The organism is Micrococcus sp. H39-S4, from assembly GCF_027158145.1.
Taxonomy (GTDB): Bacteria; Actinomycetota; Actinomycetes; order Actinomycetales; family Micrococcaceae; genus Micrococcus; species Micrococcus luteus.
This window is the reverse complement of the sequence record NZ_JAPVLT010000004.1, coordinates 95,123-118,756: the sequence shown is the minus strand read 5'-3', so window position 1 is coordinate 118,756 and position 23,634 is coordinate 95,123. Positions and strand designations below refer to the sequence as shown.

Annotated in this window: 23 protein-coding genes; 4 read left to right on the top strand and 19 right to left on the bottom strand. The window is 72.7% G+C overall.

Annotated features, from left to right (window positions below):
* Nucleotides 1–77: 77 nt before the first annotated feature.
* From O3T09_RS05615 to O3T09_RS05565, 11 genes are all read right to left on the bottom strand, one after another.
* Nucleotides 78–884, bottom strand: coding sequence for a MazG nucleotide pyrophosphohydrolase domain-containing protein (locus tag O3T09_RS05615; RefSeq protein WP_119217515.1), 807 nt, complete (start codon nucleotides 882–884; stop codon nucleotides 78–80).
* A 7-nt stretch (nucleotides 885–891) separates the two neighbouring features.
* On the bottom strand, nucleotides 892–2,103 hold the full coding sequence (locus tag O3T09_RS05610; RefSeq protein ID WP_036336747.1) for an adenosine deaminase: 1,212 nt from the start codon (nucleotides 2,101–2,103) through the stop codon (nucleotides 892–894).
* 24 nt (nucleotides 2,104–2,127) lie between these two features.
* Entirely contained in the window at nucleotides 2,128–2,775 is a 648-nt protein-coding gene (locus O3T09_RS05605) for a DedA family protein (RefSeq protein WP_102708600.1), read from the bottom strand.
* Between the two features lie 4 nt (nucleotides 2,776–2,779).
* On the bottom strand, nucleotides 2,780–4,114 hold the full coding sequence (locus O3T09_RS05600; RefSeq protein WP_078025770.1) for a thymidine phosphorylase: 1,335 nt from the start codon (nucleotides 4,112–4,114) through the stop codon (nucleotides 2,780–2,782).
* A gap of 75 nt (nucleotides 4,115–4,189) precedes the next feature.
* The gene (locus O3T09_RS05595; protein ID WP_102708602.1) at nucleotides 4,190–4,621 is read right to left on the bottom strand and encodes a cytidine deaminase; all 432 of its coding nucleotides are present in this window, start codon (nucleotides 4,619–4,621) and stop codon (nucleotides 4,190–4,192) included.
* A 2-nt stretch (nucleotides 4,622–4,623) separates the two neighbouring features.
* The gene (locus O3T09_RS05590; protein ID WP_020626190.1) at nucleotides 4,624–5,931 is read right to left on the bottom strand and encodes an ABC transporter permease; all 1,308 of its coding nucleotides are present in this window, start codon (nucleotides 5,929–5,931) and stop codon (nucleotides 4,624–4,626) included.
* Complete coding sequence (locus O3T09_RS05585; protein WP_101965730.1) at nucleotides 5,928–7,343, bottom strand: ABC transporter permease; 1,416 nt, start codon at nucleotides 7,341–7,343, stop codon at nucleotides 5,928–5,930. The genes O3T09_RS05590 and O3T09_RS05585 overlap by 4 nt, the downstream gene beginning before the upstream one ends.
* Nucleotides 7,340–8,938 (bottom strand): ABC transporter ATP-binding protein, encoded by a 1,599-nt coding sequence (locus tag O3T09_RS05580; protein ID WP_144818792.1) that lies wholly within the window; start codon nucleotides 8,936–8,938, stop codon nucleotides 7,340–7,342. The genes O3T09_RS05585 and O3T09_RS05580 overlap by 4 nt, the downstream gene beginning before the upstream one ends.
* Before the next feature lie 126 nt (nucleotides 8,939–9,064).
* Entirely contained in the window at nucleotides 9,065–10,222 is a 1,158-nt protein-coding gene (locus tag O3T09_RS05575) for a BMP family lipoprotein (protein WP_036313327.1), read from the bottom strand.
* A 144-nt stretch (nucleotides 10,223–10,366) separates the two neighbouring features.
* Nucleotides 10,367–11,623 (bottom strand): amidohydrolase, encoded by a 1,257-nt coding sequence (locus tag O3T09_RS05570; RefSeq protein ID WP_036314553.1) that lies wholly within the window; start codon nucleotides 11,621–11,623, stop codon nucleotides 10,367–10,369.
* A 61-nt stretch (nucleotides 11,624–11,684) separates the two neighbouring features.
* The gene (locus tag O3T09_RS05565) at nucleotides 11,685–12,836 is read right to left on the bottom strand and encodes a mannose-1-phosphate guanylyltransferase (RefSeq protein ID WP_144818790.1); all 1,152 of its coding nucleotides are present in this window, start codon (nucleotides 12,834–12,836) and stop codon (nucleotides 11,685–11,687) included.
* Nucleotides 12,837–13,082: 246 nt separating this feature from the next.
* On the opposite strand from O3T09_RS05565, the gene sdhC reads away from it, so the two are divergent.
* The 4 genes from sdhC (at nucleotide 13,083) to O3T09_RS05545 (ending at nucleotide 16,626) form a co-directional block, all read left to right on the top strand.
* Nucleotides 13,083–13,487 (top strand): succinate dehydrogenase, cytochrome b556 subunit, encoded by a 405-nt coding sequence (gene sdhC / locus O3T09_RS05560; RefSeq protein WP_078025777.1) that lies wholly within the window; start codon nucleotides 13,083–13,085, stop codon nucleotides 13,485–13,487.
* Nucleotides 13,488–13,490: 3 nt separating this feature from the next.
* A complete protein-coding gene (locus O3T09_RS05555; RefSeq protein ID WP_036314556.1) occupies nucleotides 13,491–13,970 on the top strand; it encodes a succinate dehydrogenase hydrophobic membrane anchor subunit in 480 nt (159 codons plus the stop codon).
* Nucleotides 13,971–14,047: 77 nt separating this feature from the next.
* The gene (sdhA, locus tag O3T09_RS05550) at nucleotides 14,048–15,835 is read left to right on the top strand and encodes a succinate dehydrogenase flavoprotein subunit (protein WP_100057761.1); all 1,788 of its coding nucleotides are present in this window, start codon (nucleotides 14,048–14,050) and stop codon (nucleotides 15,833–15,835) included.
* On the top strand, nucleotides 15,835–16,626 hold the full coding sequence (locus tag O3T09_RS05545) for a succinate dehydrogenase iron-sulfur subunit (RefSeq protein ID WP_100057760.1): 792 nt from the start codon (nucleotides 15,835–15,837) through the stop codon (nucleotides 16,624–16,626). The genes sdhA and O3T09_RS05545 overlap by 1 nt, the downstream gene beginning before the upstream one ends.
* A 178-nt stretch (nucleotides 16,627–16,804) precedes the next feature.
* Here the strand turns inward: O3T09_RS05545 and O3T09_RS05540 are convergent, their stop codons facing one another.
* The 8 genes from O3T09_RS05540 to O3T09_RS05505 form a co-directional block, all read right to left on the bottom strand.
* The gene (locus O3T09_RS05540) at nucleotides 16,805–17,332 is read right to left on the bottom strand and encodes a hypothetical protein (RefSeq protein ID WP_144818788.1); all 528 of its coding nucleotides are present in this window, start codon (nucleotides 17,330–17,332) and stop codon (nucleotides 16,805–16,807) included.
* An 8-nt stretch (nucleotides 17,333–17,340) separates the two neighbouring features.
* Nucleotides 17,341–17,925: a hypothetical protein gene (locus O3T09_RS05535; protein ID WP_101965812.1), complete on the bottom strand. Its 585-nt coding sequence runs from the start codon at nucleotides 17,923–17,925 to the stop codon at nucleotides 17,341–17,343.
* A 108-nt stretch (nucleotides 17,926–18,033) separates the two neighbouring features.
* Nucleotides 18,034–18,690, bottom strand: a complete 657-nt coding sequence (locus O3T09_RS05530; protein ID WP_102708603.1) for a hypothetical protein — start codon at nucleotides 18,688–18,690, stop codon at nucleotides 18,034–18,036.
* Between the two features lie 58 nt (nucleotides 18,691–18,748).
* Complete coding sequence (locus O3T09_RS05525; protein WP_102708604.1) at nucleotides 18,749–20,032, bottom strand: ABC transporter permease; 1,284 nt, start codon at nucleotides 20,030–20,032, stop codon at nucleotides 18,749–18,751.
* A complete protein-coding gene (locus O3T09_RS05520) occupies nucleotides 20,029–20,790 on the bottom strand; it encodes an ABC transporter ATP-binding protein (protein ID WP_269295420.1) in 762 nt (253 codons plus the stop codon). Before O3T09_RS05520 ends, O3T09_RS05525 begins: the two co-directional genes overlap by 4 nt.
* Nucleotides 20,791–20,978: 188 nt before the next feature.
* Nucleotides 20,979–22,061 (bottom strand): tryptophan--tRNA ligase, encoded by a 1,083-nt coding sequence (trpS, locus tag O3T09_RS05515; protein ID WP_049145560.1) that lies wholly within the window; start codon nucleotides 22,059–22,061, stop codon nucleotides 20,979–20,981.
* Between the two features lie 26 nt (nucleotides 22,062–22,087).
* A complete protein-coding gene (locus tag O3T09_RS05510; RefSeq protein ID WP_070708991.1) occupies nucleotides 22,088–23,014 on the bottom strand; it encodes an exodeoxyribonuclease III in 927 nt (308 codons plus the stop codon).
* On the bottom strand, nucleotides 23,014–23,577 hold the full coding sequence (locus O3T09_RS05505) for a hypothetical protein (protein ID WP_020624732.1): 564 nt from the start codon (nucleotides 23,575–23,577) through the stop codon (nucleotides 23,014–23,016). The genes O3T09_RS05510 and O3T09_RS05505 overlap by 1 nt, the downstream gene beginning before the upstream one ends.
* Nucleotides 23,578–23,634 lie beyond the last annotated feature (57 nt).

Sequence of the window (23,634 nt, the reverse complement as noted above, 5' to 3'; positions counted from 1 at the left end):
ACAAGACCGCCGTTCCCCCCGGCTGCGATGTCGCTGGGGCGCGGTCGGAACTGCGGCCGGGCCGAAGCGGCGTCGCGTCAGCCGGACGGGCGCAGGGCCGACCAGTCCCCCGCACGCACCCGCGCCACCGTGGTGCGCAGGGCCCGTTCGGGGTCGAGCCCCGCCGCCCGGGCCCGGCGCACCAGCGCGAACAGCTCCGCCCCGAGCGCGGCCTCGTCGGGCCACCCCGCCGCCGGGCGCTCCCCCGCCTCGGCGGCCGGCGCCGGGACGTGCGCGGCGAGCGGGTCCGGCTCCTGCCGGGCCGCGCGGTCGACCACCTTCGCGGCGGCGGCCAGCGCCGGCAGCCGGGCCGGGATGTCGCCGACGTCGAGGCCCGGGCCGGTGCCGCCGTCGTCGTGGGCCGGGGCGGCGGGCGAGAGCCCCGCGGCCGCCCGCTCCTGCGCCTTGACCCGCTCCCAGGCCAGCTCGACGGCCTCCGGCGTGACGGCGGCGAGCTCCCCGGCCGGGCGCAGGCCGCCCTCGGGGGTGAGCACGAGCGGGTTGCGCCGGATCATCTTGGCCGTGAGGGCGTCGGCGGCGTCGTCCACGCGGAACCCGGCCGTCTCCGCCGGGGCGCCCGGCGCCCGGGAGACGGCGGCGTGCAGGACCACCTGGAACAGGACGTCCCCGAGCTCGGCGGCCAGGGCGGGGTACGCGCCGTCGGCCCGACGCGCGGGCACGTCGGCCCACGCGGCGGCGTCGCGGGACTCGATCTCCGCCACCGCCTCGTACGCCTCCTCCACGAGGTACTCGGCGAGGTCGGCATGCGTGAGCGCGGCCGTCCAGGGGCAGTGGTCGCGCAGGGCCTCGACCACCGCCACCAGACGGTCCACACTCGCGCTCACGGGCGGATCAGTCGTCCTCGTCCTCGTCGTCCAGCTCCTCGAGGACAGGGCCGACGGCGTCGCCGGAGATGACCTCGCCCCAGCCGGCCACGAGGATCTCGGCGAGGTCCTCGCGCTCGTCCACGGACAGGAAGGCGGCCTCGGCGGCGTTGAGCTGCAGGTCCAGCAGCTCGGAGAGCGAGTAGCCGAAGGTCTCGGCGAGCAGGTAGAGCTCGTCGGTCAGGGACACGTCCGAGACGAGCCGGTTGTCCGTGTTCACGGTGACGCGGAAGCCGAGCTGCACGAGCAGGTCGATGGGATGGCCCGCGATGCCCGCCGCGGCGTCCACCGCGCCGGTCTGCAGGTTCGAGGACGGGCAGACCTCCAGGGCGATCTGCCGGTCCCGCACCCACGCGGCGGTCTCGCCCAGGTCCACGAGGCCGGTCAGCTCGTCCAGCTGCTCGCCGTCCTCGTCCACACCGCCGTACTCCACCGAGATGTCCTCGGCCAGGCGCACGCCGTGGCCCAGACGCAGGGCGCGGCCGTCCACGAGGGCCGAGCGGACGGAGTCCAGGCCGTCGCCCTCGCCCGCGTGCACGGTGACGGGCAGGTGGTGGGCGGCCAGCCACGTGAAGGTGTCGGCGAAGCGGGAGGGCGGGAACCCGGCCTCGGCGCCCGCGATGTCGAAGCCCACGACGCCGGCCTCGCGGTGGCGCACGGCCAGCTCGGCGATCTCCTGGGCCCGGTCGGCGTGCCGCATCGCGGTGACCAGCTGGCCCACGCGGATCACGTGGCCCGCGGCGTCGGCGGCCTCGACCGCCTCGTCCAGGCCGGCCTGCACGGCCTCGACGGCCTCGTCCAGGCTCAGCCCGCCGGCCAGGTGCTGCTCGGGGGCCCAGCGGATCTCGCCGTAGACGACGCCGTCGGCGACCAGGTCCTCGACGAACTCGCGGGCCACGCGGCGCAGCTGCTCGCGGGTCTGCATCACGGCGGTGGTCAGGGCGAAGACCTGCAGGTACTTCTCGAGGGACTCGCCGTTGGCGTGCTCGGCGATCCACTCGGCCAGGCCCTCGACGGTGTCCGCGGGGACCTCGACGCCGGCCTCGCGGGCCAGGTCGAGGACGGTGCCCACGCGCAGGCCGCCGTCGAGGTGGTCGTGGAGGGAGACCTTGGGCAGGACGGCCAGGTCGACCTCGAGCGGGGAGGGGGATGCGGTGTCCGGAAGCTGCGTCGTCGTCACGGGCGTCACTCTACGGCAGGGCGCTCAGCGCAGGGCCTCCTGCTCGGCCAGGGTGAGGCCCTTCACCCCGGCGCCCAGCCGGCGGCGCAGCAGGGCCTTGAGCAGACGGTCCAGCAGCAGGCCCACGAGCGCCGCGCCCGTCACGGAGGCGGCGATCTGCAGCACCGGGTTCTCCAGCCAGCCCGCGGTCAGGCGCGCGATCATGATCGAGTACGCGGCCCAGCTGGCCGTGGAGAGCAGGTCCAGCGCCACGAACCGCACCGGCGGATAGCGGGTGGCGCCGGCGGTGAAGTTCAGGGCCACGCGGCCGCCGGGGATGAACCGGGCGGTGAACAGCAGCAGCGCGCCGTGACTGTGCAGGTGGTGCCGGGCGACCTCGACCGTGGCCCGCACCCGCCGCAGCCGCATCCACCGGAACCGCTCCACGCCCACGGCACGGCCGATCGCGTACGCGGCCACGTCCCCCAGGAACGCGCCCGCGAAGCCGACCCCCCACAGCGCCCACAGGGAGAACGGATGCCCGTCGCGGACGATCGCACCGAGGGCCACCAGCACCGACTCCGACGGGAAGATCGGCACGATGCCGTCGAGCAGGCACAGCAGCAGCGTCAGCGGCAGGACCCACCACTGCGCGGAGGCGTGGAGGATCGCCCCCTCGAGCCACGCGAGCATCCGGTCAGCCGATCCGGTCCAGGATCACGGAGCGCTCGCGCAGGGTCCGGGCGGCGGCGTCGTCGAGCTCGCCGACGGCCCAGCCGCCGGCGAGCGCGGCCTTCGCCCGCTCGAAGCGCTCCGGCGTGTCCGTGTGCAGGGTCAGCACCTTCTGGCCCCGGGCCACGCGCTCGCCGGGGCGCACGTGCACCTCGACGCCGGCCGCGGCCTGGACGGCCTGGCCCTGCCGCTCCCGCCCGGCGCCGAGGCGCCACGCGGCCAGGCCCACGGCCATCGCGTCCAGCTCGGTGAGGACGCCGTCCGTCTCCGCGACGACGTCCTCGGTGTGGGCCGCCGTCGGGAGGGCCGCGCGCGGGTCGCCGCCCTGGGCCTCGATCATCCGGTTCCACACGTCCATCGCCCGGCCGTTGGCCAGGTGCTCGGCCGGGTCCACGTCCGTGACCCCGGCGCCTGCGAGCATCGCGGCGGCGAGCGCCACGGTGAGCTCCACGACGTCGGCCGGGCCGCCGCCGGCGAGCACCTCCACCGACTCGCGGACCTCGAGGGCGTTGCCGGCCGTCCGGCCCAGGGGCACGGACATGTCCGTGAGCAGCGCCGAGGTGTCCACCCCGGCGTCCCGGCCGAGGTCCACCATGGTCCGGGCCAGCTCGCGGGCGGACGCCTCGTCCTTCATGAACGCGCCCGAGCCGCACTTGACGTCCAGCACGAGGGCGCCGGTGCCCTCGGCGATCTTCTTGGACATGATCGAGGAGGCGATCAGCGGGATGGCCTCCACCGTGCCGGTGACGTCGCGCAGGGCGTACAGGCGCTTGTCCGCCGGGGCCAGGCCCGAGCCGGCCGCGCAGATCACGGCGCCCACCTCGGAGAGCTGGCGCAGCATCGCCTCGTTGCTGAGGTCGGCCCGCCACCCGGGGATCGCCTCGAGCTTGTCCAGGGTGCCGCCGGTGTGGCCGAGGCCGCGGCCGGACAGCTGCGGCACCGCCACCCCGAAGGAGGCCACGAGCGGGGCCAGCGGCAGGGTGATCTTGTCCCCCACGCCGCCGGTGGAGTGCTTGTCCGCGGTGGCCAGGGGGCGGCCGTCCGGGGTGGTGAGCCCGCCGAAGTCCATGCGCTCGCCCGAGGCGATCATCGCGTCCGTCCAGCGGGCGATCTCGGCGCGGTCCATGCCGTTGAGCAGGATCGCCATGGCCAGGGCGGACATCTGCTCGTCCGCCACCACGCCGCGGGTGTACGCGTCCACCACCCAGTCGATCTGCTCGGGCGACAGCGTCCCCCGGTCCCGCTTGGTGCGGATCACCTCGACGGCGTCGAAGGGCTCGGCCTGCGGCTGCGCGGTCATGGGGTTCTCCTCGGGGGGACGGCTGCGACGGTCAGCCTCCGACTCTAGCGAGCGGGCCCGGGAGCGCGCCGCAGGTCAGGGACGGTCCGCCCGCTCCAGGTCGGCCGGGCCGAAGGCGTCCGGCAGCACCGCCTCGATCCCCCGCTCCCCCGCCGGGGTGAGCAGCACGAGCCCGGGGGCGCGGAACTCGTACAGCAGCTGGCGGCACCGCCCGCAGGGCATGGTGAGCACGCCCGCGCCGTCCACGCACACGAACGCGGCCAGCCGGCCGCCCCCGCCCATGCGCAGGTCGGCCAGCAGCGCGCACTCGGCGCACAGCGTCAGCCCGTAGGACGCGTTCTCGATATTGCAGCCCGAGACGAGGCGGCCGTCGTCGGTGAGCGCGGCGGCGCCCACCCGGAACCCCGAGTAGGGCACGTAGGCGTGCTCCGTGGCGGCCAGGGCCGCGGCCCGCAGCCGGTCCCAGTCCACACGCGGCGCCGTCGTCGTGTGCTGCCCGTCCGCCACGGCTACTCCTTCACGTACGGCACGCCCGAGGCGGCCGGGCCGCGCGAGCGGCCCACGAGGCCGGCCACGGCGAACACCGTGACGAGGTACGGGAGCATCGCCATGAACTGGCTCGGCACCGGGGTGCCGAGGATCGCCAGGACGTACTGCATGTTGGTGGCGAAGCCGAACAGCAGCGCCGCGAAGAACGCGCCGATCGGGTTCCAGCGGCCGAAGATCACGGCCGCGAGCGCGATGAAGCCCTGGCCCGCCGTCATCTCCTTGGAGAAGGACGACGCCGAGACGAGCGTGAAGAACGCCCCGCCCATGCCGGCCACCGCGCCGCCCAGCAGGACGGCGGCGTACCGCGTGCGGTTCACGTCGATGCCCACGGTGTCCGCGGCCTTGGGGTGCTCGCCCACGGCGCGCACGCGCAGGCCCCAGCGGGTGCGGAACAGGGCGAACCACAGCGCGATCACGAGCAGGTACATCGCGTAGCCCAGGATCGTCTGGTCGAACAGGATGGGCCCGAGCACGGGGATGTCCGCCAGGCCCGGGATCCGCAGGTTCGGGAAGTGCGGCGGCGCGTTGAGCTCGGTGTCCCCGCCCGTGAGGACGGTGGAGTACAGGAAGCTCGTCAAGCCGGCCACGAGCACGTTGAGCACGACGCCGACGATCACCTGGTTGACCAGGTACTTGATCGAGAACACGGCGAGCAGCCAGGACACGAGGACGCCGGCCACGATCGCGGCGGCCAGGCCCGCCCAGGGCGAGCCGGTGGCGGTGCCGACGACGGCGGCCGTGAACGCGCCCGCCAGCAGCTGACCTTCGATCGCGATGTTCACCACGCCCGAGCGCTCGGCCAGGATGCCGGCCATCGAGCCGAAGATCAGCGGGACGGCCAGCGCGAACGAGCCGGCGATCAGGCCGGTGAGGAACACGGTGGTGTTGTCCGCCGAGCCGATCACCCAGATGAGGAACGCGGCCACGAACGCGACGGCGAACAGGGCCGCGGCCCAGCCGGGGGTGCGCCCCGAGCGCAGGGTCGCCAGCCAGGCCACCGCGGTCAGCACCGCCATGAGCCCGACGAGCAGCCAGCCCCCCAGCACGGGGTCGGCGGTCAGGTCCGGGAGCACGACGGCGTCGGACGCGTGGGAGAGTCGGAAGGTCGCCGTCGCCTCGGGGGCGCCGAGGGCGAAGACGGCCAGGGCCAGCAGGGTCAGGATCGTCAGGGCGATCGGGGTGGTCCAGTGCCGGACCACGACCCGGGCGGGCTCGGCGGCCTCGGGGCGGACGACGTCGGCGTGGGGCCGGGCGGCGGTCGCGCTCATCGGGCGTCCCCCTTCTGCTCGTGCGGGCGGTGGGTCGGGGCCGTGTCCGTGGGCTGCGTGGTCGGGGCCTGCGGGTCCGCGACGGCGGCGGCCGCGGCCTCCTGGACGCCCGTGGACGGGGCGGCGGCGTGGCCGCCGGCGCCGGTCAGCGCGGCGCCGGCCACGGCGGGCTGGGTCACGGGGTCGGCCGCGCGGCGGGCGCGCGCGGCGCCCGGGGCGGGCAGCCGGAAGATGGCGCGCACCAGCGGCGGGGCCGCGATGAGCAGCACGATCACGGACTGCACCACGAGGACGATGTCGACCGGCACCCCGGTCTCGGTCTGCATGGTCACGCCGCCGGCGCGCAGGGCGCCGAAGAGCAGGCCCGCGAACAGCACGCCCACCGGGTGGGACCGGCCGAGCAGCGCCACCGTGATCGCGTCGAAGCCGAAGGACCCGGCCACGGAGGTGTTCAGCGTGCTCTCCGTGCCGGCCACGTGGGTGGCGCCGGCCAGGCCGGCGAGGCCGCCGGAGATCGCCATGGCGGCCACGTAGGAGCCCTTGACGGAGATGCCGGCCGTGCGGGCGGCGTCCGGGTTGGCGCCCACGGCCCGCAGGCGGAAGCCGAGGGTGGAGCGCTGCATCAGCCACCACGTGAAGAGCACGGCCAGCAGGGCGACGAAGAAGCCCCAGTGCAGCCGGAAGTCGGTCCCCAGCAGCCGCGGGAACATGGCGGAGCGGTCCAGCGGCGCGGACACCGGGTTCGTGGTGCCGGGCGCCCGCAGGACGGGGGTGTTCAACAGGTAGGCGAGCAGGTTCACCGCCACGTAGTTGAGCATGATCGTGAGGATCACCTCGTGCGCGCCCGTCCAGGCCTTGAGCACGCCGACGACGGAGCCCCACAGCACGCCGCCGAGCACGCCCATCACGACGACGAGCAGCAGGTGCACGCCGGCCGGCAGGTGCAGGTGCACGCCGAACCACGTGGCGAACATGGCGCCGAAGATGAACTGACCCTGGCCGCCGATGTTGAACAGGCCCGCCCGGAAGGCGATGGCGATGCCCAGCGAGATGATGATCAGCGGGGTCGCCACGGTGAGGGTCTCGGTGAGCGGGTAGAGCATGCCCGTCGCGTCCGAGGCCCGGTAGTTGAAGACGGCGCCGCGGAACAGGGCCGCGAAGGCTCCGGCGAACGCGGCCCAGGCGGCGGAGAGCAGGTCTCCCGGGCGGGCGAAGAAGTAGCCGGCGGCATCGCGGACGTCCTCGTCCACGGCGATGATCAGCAGGCCGGAGATCAGCAGGGACAGCAGGATCGCCAGGACGGTGACCGTGCCGTTGCCCGAGAGGATCCGGCGCAGGGCGGAGTCGGCGGGGGCGGGCCGGACGCGGGGGTCGGACGCGGGGGCCGGGCGCTGCGGGGCGGCGGTGCTCACGGGCGCTCTCCTTCCGTGGTGGGGTGGGCGGCGGGCGCCGCGCCGGCGGTGCCGGGCGTGTCCGCGGCGACGTCCGCGCCGGAGGCGAGGGCCGCGTCGTCGGGGGTCTGGCCGGCCATCATGAGGCCGAGCGTCTCGCGCGAGGTGTCCCCCGGCACGATGCCGACGATCCGCCCGTGGTACATCACGGCGATCCGGTCGGCCAGCTCGAGGACCTCGTCCAGCTCGGTGGAGACGATCAGCACGGGGGTGCCGGCGTCGCGCTCGGCGATGATCCGGTCGTGCAGGAACTCGATCGAGCCGACGTCCACGCCGCGCGTGGGCTGCGAGGCGATGAACAGGCGCAGCCCGTCCACGAGCTCGCGGGCCATGACGACCTTCTGCTGGTTGCCTCCCGAGAGGGAGGAGACCGGCAGGTCCACGCCCTGGGTGCGGACGTCGAACTCGGCCACGCGGCGCTCGGCGAGCGCCCGCACCGCGGCGGGGCGCATCTGCACGGCGTTGCCGGCCGGGGCGACGTCGTACCGGTTGAGCACCATGTTCTCCGCCACGGAGAACGGGCCGACGAGCCCGTCCGTGGAGCGGTCCTCGGGCACGAAGCCGACGCCGGCGCGGATGATCTGGCGGGTGGACCGGCCGATCAGCTCCCGGCCGTCCAGGGTGACGGAGCCGGTGGCCTTGACCAGGCCCATGATCGCCTCGGTCAGCTCGGTCTGCCCGTTGCCCTGCACACCGGCCACGGCGAGGACCTCGCCCTGGCGGACGGCGAAGGACACGGCGTCCAGCAGCACCTGGCCCGTGGGCGAGACGACGGAGAGGTCCTCGACGCGGAACGTCTCCTCCCCCAGGGTCGGGGCCGTCTTGCGCCGCTCGAGGACGACGTTCCGGCCCACCATGAGGGCGGCCAGCTCGGCGGCCTCGGCGGAGGGCTCCGCCGTGCCGACCACGCGGCCGCGGCGCAGCACGGTGATGTCGTCCGAGACGGCCTTGACCTCGCGCAGCTTGTGGGAGATGAACACGATCGCCGTGCCGTCCGCCCGCAGCTGCCGGATGATGCCGAGCAGCTCGTCGGTCTCCTGGGGGGTGAGCACGGCGGTCGGCTCGTCCAGGATGAGGATGCGCGCGTCGCGGACGAGGGCCTTGATGATCTCGACGCGCTGCTGCACGCCCACGGGCAGGTCCTCGACGACGGCGTCCGGGTCCACGTCGAAGCCGTACTGCGCGGAGATCTCCCGGATCCGCCGGCGGGTGGCCTCGAGGTCGAGCACGCCCAGGGCGCGGGTGTGCTCGTCGCCGAGGGCCACGTTCTCGGCCACCGTGAAGACGGGCACGAGCATGAAGTGCTGGTGCACCATGCCGATGCCCGCGCGCATGGCCTCGCCGGGGCCGGAGAACCGGACGGGCTCGCCGTCGAGCAGGATCTCCCCCTCGGTGGGCTCGTAGAGCCCGAAGAGGACGTTCATCAGGGTGGACTTGCCGGCGCCGTTCTCGCCGAGGAGGGTGTGCACCCGCCCCGACTCCACGGTCAGGTTCACGTCCTCGTTCGCGGCGAACGAGCCGAAGCGCTTGGTGATCCCGCGCAGTTCGAGCCTCATCGAGGGCCTTCCGTCTGGTCGATGCTCGTGGTGCCGCGCTCGGCGGCGGGGGCGGGCCGGGCGCCCGCGCGCCGCGGGGCCGGTCCGGAGGGGTCCGGGCCGGCCCTGCGGCGGTGGCGAGGCGGGTCAGGCCTCCGGGGAGTACTCCGAGCCGACCTTCAGCTCGCCCGAGACGATCTTGGCCTCGAGATCCTTGAGCTCGTCCTTGAGCTCCTGCGGCACCGTGTCCTCGAAGTCGTGGAACGGGGCCAGCTCGACGCCCTTGTTCTCCAACGTGCCCACGTAGGGCTCGGCCGAGAACTCGTCCTTCAGGTCCGCGGCGATCACGTCGGCGACGGACTGGCCCATGTTCTTCTTCACCGAGGTGAGGATCAGGTTGCCGTCCTTGGTGGACTCGTAGCCGTCCGAGTCCGGCCAGATGACCTTGACGTCCTTGCCGCCCTGGTTCGCCTCGCGGACGGCGTCCAGGGTGCCCAGGCCCACGGGGCCGGCCACCGGCATCACGATGTCGGCGCCCTCGTTGATGAAGTTGGCGGTGTTCGTCTTGCCGTTGGCCACGTTCTTGAAGTCGCCCGTGAAGGAGCCGGTCTTCGCGTCCTTGTCCCAGCCCAGGACCTTGACGTCCTTGTCCTTGACCTCGTTGTAGTGCTCCACGCCGCGGGCGAAGCCGTCCATGAAGATGGTGACGGTGGGGATCTCCATGCCGCCATAGGTGGCCACGGTGCCGGTCTCGGTGGTGCCCGCCGCCAGGTAGCCGGCCAGGAACGCCGCCTGCGCCGTGTCGTAGGTGAGCTTCTGGACGTTGTCGGAGAAGCCCTCCGCGGTGACGTCCACGCCGAAGAAGTGGGTGTCCGAGTGCTGCGCGGCGATCGGCTTCATGGCGTCGCCGAGGAGGAAGCCCACGCCGATGACGGCGTCGCAGTCGGCGTTGACCATGGCGGTCACGTTCGGGGTGAACTCGCTGGGCTCGTTCGACTCGGCCTCGCTGGTGGTGATGCCGTAGGCCTTCTCGGCGGCCTTGAGGCCCTCGTAGGAGGACTGGTTGAAGGAGCGGTCGTCGAAGCCGCCCTCGTCCGAGACGATGCAGGCCTTGTAGTCCTTGTTGTCCGAGCCGACGCCGTCCACGGTGGCGATGGCCTCGCTCTCGGCGGCGCCGGAGCCCGAGGCCTCGGACTGCTCCGGCGGGGCGCCGCACGCGGTCAGCAGCAGGCCGGAGACGCCGAGCGCGGCGGCGGGGAGCAGGAGACGACGGCGGCGCGCGGCCGACGGGGTGGCGATGCCCATGGGGTCCTCATTTCGGAAGGCACGGTGCGAGGCCCGCGGCCGGTGGCCGCGGAAAGACGGGGCCCGTGCGGGTGGCCCCGTCCGGATGAGCGCGAGTCTACCGAACGGTGGGCCCGTCCCCTCCGGCGGGGGCGGGCGGTGGGGTCAGTGGTGGTCCTCGCCCGTGAGCACCTGCAGCGCGGCGGCGGTGAAGACCCGCATGCCCACGCCGATGGCCCGCTCGTCCGGCGCGTAGTCCCCGCGGTGCAGATCGTAGATGGGGCCACCCGGGGACCGGGTGCCGAGGCGCAGCATGGAGCCGGGCACCTTCTGGGTCATCCAGGCGAAGTCCTCGCCGCCCATCGACTGCGGGGTCAGGACGATCGCCCGCGAGCCGAGCTCCCGCCGCGCCGCGGTCTCGATCAGCGCCGTCTCGCCCTCGGTGTTGTGCACCGGCGGGACGCCGCGCACGTGCTCGAGCTGCACGTGCACGCCGTACGGCGCGGCCACCTGTCGGACCACCTCGTCGAGCAGCGCGCCGGCCTCCTCCCACACGTCCGCGTCGAGGCAGCGCATGGTCCCGGCCAGGTAGCCGGTGTTGTCGATCGCGTTGGGCGCGCTGCCGGCGGCGATCTGCCCCCACACCACGGAGACGGCCGAGCGCACGTCGATCCGCCGGGAGAGCACGGCGGGCACGTTCACGGCGATCTGGGACAGGGCGAAGACCATGTCCTCGGTGAGGTGGGGCCGCGAGGTGTGCCCCCCGCGTCCGGTGAGGGTGATCCGGATCGTGTCCGCCGCCGAGGTGATGGCGCCGATGCGGGTGCCGATCGAGCCGACGTCGACCTGGGGGTCGCAGTGCGCCGCCAGGATGCGGGGAACGTCGTCGAGGATCCCCTGCCGCAGCACGGCCAGGGAGCCGCCGGGCAGCCGCTCCTCCGCGGGCTGGAAGATGACGCGGACCGTGCCGTGGACCCGCTCGCCGACCGCGCGCAGGTCGGGGTCGGCGGTGGCCCCGCGGAGGATGCGGCCGAGGGCGACGGCCACACCCGCCATCACGGCGGTGTGCATGTCGTGGCCGCACGCGTGCGCGACGCCGTCATTGACGGACACGTAGGGCAGGCCGGTCTCCTCCTCGACCGGCAGCGCGTCGATGTCCGCGCGCAGGGCCAGCACCACCGGCCCCTCCCCGACGTCCACGTAGGCGCCCGTGGACTCCATCCGCACGGGCGAGAGCCCGTAGCCGGAGAGCAGCTCCACGATGCGGTCGGTGGTGCGGTACTCCTCATAGGAGAGCTCGGGATGCCGGTGCAGGTCCCGGCGGAAGGACACGATCTCGTCCTCGAGCTCGGCCACCACGGGGCCCACCGAGGGGACGGAGGTCGGACGGGGCCCGGTCAGCACGGAGTCGGAGGTGGTCATGGCCCAGCACCCTACTCCGGGGGTGCCGGTCGATGCGGGCCGGACCCGGCCCAGGGCGCGGTCAGAGGACCTCGTCCACACCCTCCGCCTTGAGCGCCTCGACGGCCTTCTTGACCTCCTGGGCGTGCTCCGTGGTGGTGACCAGCAGCGCGTCCTCGGTGTCCACCACGACGACGTCCTCGATGCCGATCAGCGCGATGACGCGCTTCGTGTCCGTCACCACGACGCCGGACGCGTCGTCCGAGTACACGCGCGGGGTGTCGCCGATCACCGTGATGCCGGAGGCGTCCTTGACCGGGTTCAGGCGGGCGATCGCCGCGAAGTCCCCCACGTCGTCCCACGTGAAGGAGCCGGGGATCACGGCCACGTCGCCGACGGCGGCGGCGGGCTCGGCCACGGCGTAGTCGATGGCGGTCTTCGTCAGCTCGGGCCACACCCGGGCCATGACCTCGTCCCGCTCCGGCGTCTCCCACGCGCGGGCGATCTCCATCAGGCCGGCGTGCAGCGCGGGCTCGTTCTCCTCGAGGTGGGCCAGCATGAGGCCCACGGGCGCCACGAACATGCCCGCGTTCCAGAGGTAGCGGCCGGACTTCACGTACTGCTGGGCGACCTTCAGGTCCGGCTTCTCCACGAACGCGGCGACGTCGTGCGCGTCCGGGGCGCCGGCCACGCGGAGACGGCGGCCCCGGCGGATGTAGCCGAAGCCCGTGGCCGCGTGCGTGGGCTCGATGCCGATGGTCACGATCCGGCCCGTGGCCGCCGTCTCGACGGCCTGCCGCACCGCGTCCTGGAAGACCTCCACCGGGGAGATCACCTGATCCGCCGCGAACGAGCCCATGATCGTGTCCGGGTCGCGCAGGGAGAGGATCGCCGCGGCCAGGCCGATGGCGGCCGCGGAGTCCTTGGGCGAGGGCTCGAGCACCAGATCCGTCTCCGCCAGGGCCGGCAGCTGCATGCACACCGCCTCCCGGTGGGCCTCCCCGGTCACCACGAGCATGCCCGCGGCCAGGGGCGCCAGACGGTCCCACGTGGCACGGATCAGGGTCTGGCCCGAGCCGGTGAGGTCGTGGAGGAACTTCGGCGCGGCGGCCCGCGAGAGGGGCCACAGGCGGGTGCCCACGCCCCCGGCGGGGATCACGGCGTGGAAGCGGGACAGGGCCGTGCCCGGCGCGGCCTCGCGCGGGGCATCGGTCAGGTTCGGATCGGTGCTCACCGGGCCAGACTACGGAACCGTCCGGACGGGGGACCACTCGACGCGTCCCAGGCGGGGCACAGCCCAGACCGAACAGGACGGCGGCGGGGCGCCGCACGCGTCACAGTGGTCGCCCGGGTCCCGATCGGGCACGGAGGCGCGGGAAGGGTCTACCCTAGGTGGAGGAATCCACTCGCACACGCCCCTGCCCGTCGTCGTCCCACGGCGGAGGACCGGGATCGTGCATTCCCCCTGGAGGTATCAACCGTGTCTAGCGCCACTGCGCAGGCCCCGGCCAAGAACGGCCGCGGAACCCTGTACCGGGGCCACGGCGGCATGTGGTCCTGGGTGGGCCACCGCGTCACCGGCGTCGTCATCTTCTTCTACCTGCTCGTCCACGTGCTGGACACGGCCCTGGTCCGGGTCTCCCCCGAGGCCTACAACGCCGTGATCGGCTCGTACAAGACGTGGTACTTCGCGCTCGGCGAGGCCGGCCTCGTCGCGGCGATCATCTTCCACGCCCTGAACGGCCTGCGCATCATCCTGGTCGACTTCTGGAAGGGCGGCACCCAGCACCACAAGACCCTGCTGTGGATCGTGCTGGGGCTGTGGGTCGTCCTGACCCTGGGCTTCGCCATCCGTCACTTCAGCCTCGCACTCGGAGGTCACTGAGCCATGAGCACCACCGCTGAGACCACCATCGCGGCGCCCCGCAGCCGCCGTCTGGACCCCAAGTACACGCGCGACGGCGGCGGCCGCGGCAACTTCGAGATGCTCGCCTGGCTGTTCATGCGCATCTCGGGCGTCTTCCTCGTCGTGCTGATCGCCGTGCACCTGACCACCAACCTGCTGGTGGGCGACGGCATCCACGCCATCGACTTCGGCTTCGTGGCCGGCAAGTGGGCGCACCCGCTGTGGCAGTTCTGGGACCTGGCCCTCCTGTGGCTGGCCATGCTGCACGGCGCCAACGGCGTGCGCACGATCATCAACGACTACACCCGTCGCGGCAGCGCCCGCTTCTGGCTGACGATGATCCTGTACATCGCCACAGCCGTGATCATCATCCTCGGCACCCTGGTGATCTTCACCTTCGATCCCTGCATGGTGGACGCCTCCGGCGCCCTGCTCGAGGGCTCCCCGGCCTTCTGCGGCTGACCTCGGAAACGCTCGCCCTGCGGTGCGGCCGGCCCGAGCGGCCGCCGCGTCACAGACACCCAGAAAGAGAGACCTGAATGCAGGTGCACAAGTACGACGTGGTGATCGTCGGCGCCGGCGGCGCGGGCATGCGCGCGGCCATCGAGGCCGGTCAGCGCGCGCACACCGCCGTCCTCACCAAGATCTACCCCACGCGTTCCCACACCGGCGCGGCCCAGGGCGGCATGTGCGCGGCCCTCGCCAACGTCGAGGAGGACAACTGGGAGTGGCACACGTTCGACACCGTCAAGGGCGGCGACTACCTGGTGGACCAGGACGCCGCGGAGGTCATGGCCAAGGAGGCCATCGACGCGGTGCTCGACCTCGAGAAGATGGGCCTGCCCTTCAACCGCACCCCCGAGGGCAAGATCGACCAGCGCCGCTTCGGCGGCCACACCCGTGACCACGGCAAGGCGCCCGTGCGCCGCGCCTGCTACGCCGCGGACCGCACCGGCCACATGATCCTCCAGACGCTGTACCAGAACTGCGTCAAGCACAACGTGGAGTTCTACAACGAGTTCTACGTGCTCGACCTGCTGCTGGTGGAGGAGGACGCCGTGCGCGAGGACGGCACCGCCTACAAGCAGAAGCGCACCGCCGGCGTCGTCTCCTATGAGCTGGCCACCGGCGAGATCCACGTCTTCCAGGCCAAGTCGGTCGTCTTCGCCACCGGCGGCGCCGGCAAGGTGTACAAGACCACCTCGAACGCCCACACCCTCACCGGCGACGGCATGGCCATCGCCTACCGCGCGGGCCTGCCGCTCGAGGACATGGAGTTCGTGCAGTTCCACCCGACCGGCCTGGCCGGCCTGGGCATCCTGCTCTCCGAGGCCGCACGCGGCGAGGGCGGCATCCTCCGCAACGCGGACGGTGAGCGCTTCATGGAGCGCTACGCCCCCACCATCAAGGACCTCGCCCCGCGCGACATCGTGGCCCGGTCCATGGCCGAGGAGGTCCGTCAGGGCCGCGGCGCCGGTCCCAACAAGGACTACGTGCTCCTCGACCTGACGCACCTGGAGCCCTCGCACATCGACGAGAAGCTCCCGGACATCACCGAGTTCGCCCGCACGTACCTGGGCGTCGAGCCCTACACGGAGCCGGTGCCGGTGTTCCCCACCTGCCACTACTTCATGGGCGGCATCCCCACGAACATCAAGGCCGAGGTCCTCCAGGACAACGACACCGTCGTGCCGGGCCTGTACGCCGCCGGTGAGGTGGCCTGCGTGTCCGTGCACGGGTCCAACCGCCTGGGCACCAACTCGCTGCTGGACATCAACGTGTTCGGCCGCCGCGCCGGCATCTACGCCGCCGAGTACGCTGCCCAGGCGGACTGGGTGGAGCTGCCCGAGGGCGGCGAGCTGCCGACCGTGGAGCACATCGAGAACCTGCGCTCCGCCACCGGCTCCGAGCGCGTTGCGGACATCCGCGCCGAGCTCCAGGAGTCGATGGACGCGGACATGCAGGTCTTCCGCGACGAGGACTCGATCCGCCGCGCACTGGCCAAGATCGAGGAGCTGCGCGGCCGCTACGAGAACGTGTCCGTCCAGGACAAGGGCCACCGCTTCAACCTCGACCTGCTCGAGGGCATGGAGCTGGGCTACCTCCTGGACATCGCCGAGGCGATGACCCTCGCGGCCCTGGGCCGCAAGGAGTCCCGCGGCGGGCACTACCGCGAGGACTACCCCGACCGCGACGACGAGAACTTCATGGCGCACACCATGATCTACCGTGACGAGACCGCGGAGATGGAGGGCGTCAAGGGCATCCGCTTCGAGACCAAGCCCGTCGTCGTGACCCGTTACCAGCCGATGGAGCGTAAGTACTGATGAGCCACTCAGCAACCGAGACCGAGGCCCCCGTGGCCCAGGCGCAGACCCAGTCCGCCGGCGGCGGCGTAGGCGAGGTCGAGAGCTTCGACATCGTGCTCAAGGTCCGCCGCTACCTCCCGGAGTCCTCCGAGGAGTCCTACTGGGACGAGTGGCGCCTGACCATGTACGGCACCGACCGCGTGCTGGACGCCCTGCACAAGGTCAAGTGGGACCACGACGGCACCCTGTCGTTCCGCCGCTCCTGCGCCCACGGCGTGTGCGGCTCCGACGCCATGCGCATCAACGGCCGCAACCGCCTGGCCTGCAAGACGCTCCTGAAGGACCTCGACCTGTCCAAGCCCATCCTGGTGGAGCCCATCAAGGGCCTGCCGGTGGAGAAGGACCTGATCGTGGACATGGACCCGTTCTTCCAGTCCTACCGCGAGATCATGCCGTTCCTGGTCGCCGAGGGCCACGCGCCCACCAAGGAGCGCTACCAGTCCCAGGCCGACCGGGCGATCTACGACGACACCACGAAGTGCATCCTGTGCGCCGCGTGCACCTCGTCCTGCCCGGTGTTCTGGACGGACGGCCAGTACTTCGGCCCGGCCGCCATCGTCAACGCGCACCGGTTCATCTTCGACTCGCGTGACGAGGCCGGTGACATGCGCCTGGAGATCCTGAACGACAAGGAGGGCGTGTGGCGCTGCCGCACGACCTTCAACTGCACCGACGCGTGCCCCCGCGGCATCCAGGTGACCAAGGCGATCGCCGAGGTGAAGCGGGCCATCCTGGCCCGCCAGTTCTGATCCCCCGCACCACGACGGCGGCCCGTCTCCTCACGCGAGGAGGCGGGCCGCCGTCGTCGTGGGTGGTGCCCCTCCCGCCGAGGCCCGCAGACGCGCCGTCACCGGCCCGGTGTCGCGGCGTGTCTGCGGGCCTCGGCGTGGGGACGGGACCGGAGGCGGAGGCGGAGGCGGTCCGAGCTCAGCCGTCGAAGCCGTCGCGCGTCTCCCGCCGGTGCGCCACACGCAGCCACATCGCGCTGGACACGAGCATCCCGACGACGGCGCCCAGCACGACCGGACCCCCTCCCCCGGCCTGCACCATCCGCCCGCCGTCGACCATCCAGAAGGCCGCCGTGAGCATCCCCAGCACCACGAGCACGCTCCCCACGGGGCGCACGGCCCGGATCCGGCGGGTGATGCCGGCCAGGAGCACCAGGGTCAGGACGACCACCGCCGCGGCGGCCACCGGCCCCGCCCCCGCCGGGGTGAGGAACGCGGCGACGTCGGCGTCGGTGACCTCGCTCGCGCCCCAGGAGCGCGCCTCCAGCACGGCGCGGGCGTAGCCGGGCGTCGCCTGCAGCGCGAGCACGCCCCCCACGCCGGCCGCGCTCAGTGCCCCCGTGACCGCCGTGACGGTCTGGAACAGGCGCAGGGGACGCAGGGCCGCGCGATCGGGACCGGGGTCGCGCTCCGTGGTCTCGTGGGGATCGTCGTGGAGGGGGTGCATGCCCCCCATCATGCCCGGCGGCGCAGGAAGGTCGTCGCGAGGCCCGGGTTGAAGGCGCACACGAGCCAGGCCGCGTTCACGAGCGCGAACAGCCCGCCCAGGACCAGGGGCAGCACCACGTCCCCGGCGGGGAAGACGAACAGGCGGATGGCCCCCAGCAGCGTCACGAAGATGGCGATCGAGGCGAACAGGGCACCCATGATGCGCGCCGTGTTGCTGTGCCGGGTCAGGCCGACGAGGACGATCGCGTAGACCGCCAGACCCAGCAGGGTCGCGAACCAGACACTGCCGGTGAGGGCGCCCTCGATGGCCTCGGCGGTCATCGCGGGCGACTGCGCGCCGCCCTCGGGCAGCGAGTCCGCGATGTCCTGGGCCGCGCCCGGGAGGAGGTTGCGCAGGATCGACGCGGCATAGAGGACTGCGGACGCGACCGTCAGTCCGAGCAGCGCCCGGAACACGCCGGGGGTGCGGGCGTCGGGGCGGATCAGCGGGCGGGCGTCCGGGCCGGAGTGCCCGGCGATGCGCCGCCGCGCCTCATCCGGGCCCACCACGGGCCGCCCGCCGCCGTCCAGGTCGTCGGGGTGGGGGGACACGGGATGCGGGGGTCGATGATCGGAGGCCATGTCGTCATGGTCTCCGCTGGCCGACGCCGGGGCGAGGGCTGGCGACCCCGGACTCGCCGCCGGCGAACGGCGTCGGGATCAGGCGCGGCGGCCCTGACGGGTGTAGGCCGCGACCTGCGGGTTGAAGGCCTTGACCAGCCACAGGATGTTCACGATCACCAGCGCCAGGCTCAGCACGGAGGCCAGGACGCCGCCGATGCCGGGGTAGGTCACGAAGGAGAAGATGCCGCCGACGGCGCTGAGGGTGCCCAGGATCGCGACGACGATGCCGAGGATGCGGGCCCAGTTCTTGGCCCCGCGGAGGTTGAAGTACACCAGGGCGTACAGGGCCACGCCGATGAGCAGGACGATGATCGTGCCCACCGTCACGGAGGCGCCCACGACAGGCGCGATCTCCTCCACCTGCTCGGGGGTGAGGCCGCTCTGGCGAAGGGAGTCCCGCATGCGTTCGATGCTCTCCTCGCCGCCGAACAGGGCCGGCAGGGAGGACAGCACGTACAGCGCGAGCGACGTGAGCGTCAGCGTCAGGAGCGCGGGGAACGCGGCCGGCTCCGGGACGATGCCGTACGAGCTGCCCGGCTGGGCACCATGGCCCGGGGCCGCGTAGGGCTGCGTGCCGTAGCGGGAGCCCGCGGCGGGCTGGCCGTATGCGGGGTTCTGGCCCGGGTACGGGCCGGGGCCGCCCGCGGCGGGCTGCTCCGGGTTCGGGTCCGGGTTCGGTCGATCGGTGGTCATGGTGTGCTCCTCGGTGTCGGGGGTGCGGGTGGTGGTGATGACGGGCGCGGCGGCAGGATCACTCGTGCCGCAGTGCCTCGATGGGATCCTTGCGGGCCGCACGCAGGGCGGGCAAGGTGCCGGCGATGAACGCGATGGCCACGATCAGCAGCAGGATCAGCAGCAGGGCGAGGGGGTTGACCGCGAACAGGACCAGGCCGGTGACGCCGCTGAGGGGGCCGGTGGTCAACACCTGGTTCGCGATGAGTCCGACGGCGACGCCCAGGCCGATGCCGACCAGCGAGCCGAGCAGGCCGATCACGACGGCCTCCATGGTGAACAGGCCGAAGATCTTCCCGCCGGTCATGCCGAGGGCCTTCATGAGGCCGATCTCCCGGGTGCGCTCCTGCACCGCCATGAGCAGGGTGTTGATGATGCCGAAGCTGGCGGCGAGCAGCGCGATGAGCGCGAAGCCGGTGAGCACCCACGTGACGGCGTCGATGATGCCGCGGATCACGCCGAGCTGCTCCTCGAGGGTCTGCGCCAGCAGGCCCTGGTCGGCCAGCGCCTGCTTCACGGCGTCCTCGTTCGCCTCCGGGTCCTCCACGATCGCCGTGGCCTGGAAGTAGGTGTTCCGCTGCGACTCCGGCAGGCCCTCCGTCGTGATGTCGTAGATCGCCTGCTCCAGCGACTCCGACGGCGTCGGGGCGGTGCCCGCACCGGACGCGGCCGCCTTCGTCACACCGACCACGGTGGCCGTCACGGACTTGTGCTCCTGCAGCGGGGTCGCCGCCACGACGGTCAGCTCCGTGCCGACCAGGTCCTCGGCGTCGCCGGCGCCCAGGTCCTCCACCCACGACTCGGGCATGACGATCTCCGCGGCGCCGGCCTCGGGGGCACGGCCGGCCGAGAAGGTGAGCATGTCGATCTCGCCGGAGCTGCCCATGAAGCCGGTCTGCCACTTGCGGTCGTCCGGGCCCTGGATGTACTCCGGCTCGGCCACCCGATAGGTCTTCACCTCGGTGACGTGCTCGGTGTCCTCGATCGCGGCGAGGTCCTCCTGCGTGAGCAGCGGCATGCCGAACATCTCGCCGCCGGCGGCGTCCTGCTCCGTGTACTCCTGGGGCGAGCCGCTCGCCGCACCGGCCGAGGACATGTCCTGCTGCTTCATCACGGTCAGCTCGCCGGGCTTGCCGAAGCCCTCGACCACGTTGTCCACGTACTTGTTGATGCCCGCGCCGAGCCCCGTGGTGAGGGTCAGCGTGAATGCGCCGATCACGATCGCGACGACGGTGAGGAAGGTGCGCAGCTTGGAGCGCATCGTGTTGGCGAGCGCCGTGCCCGCGACGTCGGTGGCCTTCATGCCCGCGCTCCGTCCCGCTCGGTGCCGACGCGCTCGTCGGCGATGACCACGCCGTCCTGCAGCTCGACGCGACGGTCACACTTCGCGGCCAGGTCGTCGTCGTGCGTGACCACCACGAGGGTGATGCCCTCGTCGCGGTGCAGGCCGAAGAGGATGTCCTCCACGGCCGCCGAGGTGGCGGAGTCCAGGTTGCCCGTGGGCTCGTCCGCGAACAGCACCGTCGGGTTGTTCACGAGCGCACGGGCGATGCACACGCGCTGCTTCTGGCCGCCGGAGAGGTCCGTGGCCTTGTTCTTCGCCTTGTCCGCGAGCTCGAGCCGCTCGAGCACCGCCATGCCGCGGCGGGTGCGCTGGGCCCGGCCCACGCCGGCGATCTTCAGCGGCAGCACGGTGTTCTCCAGGACCGTCTGGTTCGGGTTCAGGAAGAACTGCTGGAACACGAAGCCGAACCGCTCGTTGCGCAGCTGGGAGATCTCCGCGGTCTTGAGCTGGGAGACGGGACGGCCGTCCATCGCGACGACGCCGGCGGAGGGCTGGTCCAGCAGCGCCAGCAGGTGCATCAGGGTGGACTTGCCGGAGCCGGACTTGCCGACGACGGCCAGGGACTCGCCGCGCTGGATCTGCAGGGTGATGCCCTTCAGCGCGTCGAAGCGGGACGCCCCGCGACCGTAGACCTTGACGAGGTTCTCCGTCTCCAGGACGGGTTCGGCGCCGGGCGGGACCTCGGCGACGGCGGGGATGGGGACAGCGGTGGACATGGCTCCGGCACTCCTCTGTCGGTGGGGCTCGCCCCCGCTGCGGCAGGAGCGGAGGCAGTGCCTCCATCCTGACAGCCGCGCACGCGCCGCCGCCTCCACCTCGAGTCGGAGAACACGACGGCCCGCGTCCCCCGCAGGTCGGGGGCGCGGGCCATCGTCGGGAGGCCGCGGGGCCGGTGCGGCCCGGCTCAGCGCAGCGGCGGCAGGAAGCCGACCTTGGCGTAGACGTCCTCGAGCACGGGCGTGGCCACGGCGCGGGCCTTCTCGGCTCCGGAGGCGAGGATGCGGTCCAGCTCAGCGGGGTCGGCGAGCAGCTCGAGGGCGCGCTCGCGCACGGGGGCCAGGCGCTCGACGACAGCGTCCGCCACCGCGACCTTGAGGTGCCCGTACATCTTGCCGACGAACTCCTCCTCGAGCTGCGGGATCGGCGTGCCGGACACCGCGGCGAGGATGGTCAGCAGGTTGGAGACGCCGGGCTTGGCCTCGCGGTCGAAGCGCACCTCGGTGCCGTCGTCGGTGACCGCGGACTTGATCTTCTTGGCGGTCTTCTTCGGCTCCTCGAGGATGTTGATGAGCCCGTTCGGGGACGCCGCGGACTTGGACATCTTCGACGTGGGGTCCTGCAGGTCGTAGATGCGCGCGCCGGTCTCCGGGTAGAAGCCGGTGGGCACCACGAACGTCTCGCCGTAGCGGTGGTTGAAGCGCTGGGCGAGGTCGCGGGTGAGCTCCACGTGCTGGCGCTGGTCGTCGCCCACGGGCACGCCATGCGGCTGGTAGAGCAGGATGTCCGCGGCCATGAGCATGGGGTACGCGAGCAGGCCGACGCCGGCCGCGTCCGCGCCCTGCTTGGCGGACTTGTCCTTGAACTGGGTCATGCGCATGGCCTCGCCCATGCCGGTCATGCAGGTCAGCACCCACGCCAGCTGCGCGTGCTCGGGCACCTGGGACTGGACGAACAGCGTGGAGCGCTCGGGGTCGATGCCGCCGGCGATGAACTGCGCGGCGGCCACCCGCGTGCGCTCCGCCAGGGCTGCCGGGTCCTGCGGCACGGTGATGGCGTGCAGGTCGGGGATGAAGAAGAACGCCTCGAAGTCGGCCTGGGTGCGCTCCCAGTTCACGAGGGCGCCGAGGTAGTTGCCCAGGTGGAGGGAGTCCGCCGATGGCTGCATGCCGGAGAGCACGCGGTGCCGGGCGGACGCGCCGGGCAGGTGGGCGGTGGCGGCGGCGTCCTGGGCCAGGACGTCCTGGACGGAGTTCTTCTTCATGGTCATCTCAGCCTCGGGTCTCTCCTGCACGGTCAGAACTGGTAGTCGACCACGAGCGGGGCGTGGTCGGAGAAGCGGGTGCCCCAGCTGGGGGCGCGGTCCACGACGGCGGTCGTCGCCCGCTCGGCCAGGCCCGCGGTCGCCATGTGGTAGTCGATGCGCCACCCGGCGTCGTTGTCGAAGGCCTTGCCGCGCATGGACCACCACGTGTACGGGCCCGGCACCGGCCCGGCGAGGGCGCGGTGCACGTCCGTGAAGCCGAGCTCGCCGAAGAACCGGTCGAAGTAGGCGCGCTCCTCGGGCAGGAAGCCGGCCTTCTTCACGTTGCCCTTCCAGTTCTTGATGTCCAGCTCGGTGTGGCCCACGTTGAGGTCGCCCGTGACGAGGGCGTGCCCCTCCCCCGCGGCCAGCTCGGAGAGGCGGCGGACCATCTCGTCGAGGAACCGGTACTTGTCCTCCTGCTTCGGGGTGTCGACCTCGCCCGAGTGCACGTACGCGGAGACCACGGTCAGCGGCGAGCCGTCCGGCAGGCGCAGGTCGGCCTCGATCCAGCGGCCGGCGTCGTCGAAGTACCCGTCGGCGTCGGCGATGCCCGTGCGGACCTCGCCGAGCGGGAACCGCGAGGCGATCGCGACGCCGGCCCGCCCCTTGGCGGCGGCCACGGCGTCCGCCAGGTGCACCTCGTCCCAGTCCTCGCCCACGATCTCGCGGACCAGCTGCGCCGTGACGTCCGCGGGGGCGCGCACCTCCTGGAGGGTGAGCACGTCCACGCCGCGGCCGGCGAACCACTCCCGCATGCCCTTGCGGTGCGAGGCGCGGATGCCGTTGACGTTCACGGTGGCCACGCGCACGGCGCCGTCGGCCTTGGGCGCCCCGGCGTGGGCGTGCACCACGGGCTCGCCCTCGGCGGGCTCGGGGTACTTCCCGGTGACGGGGTCCTTCTCGGGCAGCGCCGTCATCAGCCGATCACCGTCCCGCTCACCGGGCCCTCGGCGCCGCCGGTCCGGGACTCCTTGATCATGTCGCGGGCGTTGGAGGCCGTGATGTCGATGGTCTCCAGGGCGCGGTCCACCATCTCGCGGTCCATGCCCTCGCCTGCGGCGAGCTGCTCGCGCACCACGCGCACCTGCACCTGGGCGATCTTGAACGAGTGGTCCAGCTTGGTGTCCCGCAGGGGGTCCGCGGCCGGTGCCGGCGGGGCCACCGCGGGGGCGGCGGCGTCGGTGTCCCGGCCGCGCAGGGCGGCGACGTCGGCGCGGGCGTTCTGCATGGCGGTGTCCACCTTGCGGCCCGCGGCCTGGACGCCGCGGCGCATCTGCAGGTACACGACCACCGCGAACACGAGCCAGCCGGCGGCGACGGCGACCACGAGCCACCCGATCACGTCGTTCTGGTTCGCGGCGAAGATGATCGCCACGATCAGGATGACGATCATCGCAACGAAGCCGAGCGATCCCACGCGCAGGCCGGCGCGGGGGCCGCGGCGCGCGCCGTCGGGACCGGGGGTCAGGGACTGGGACATGGGTGCTCCTCCGGAGGGGCTCGTGGGGTCTGCCCTCCATCATCCCGCATCGTGGGG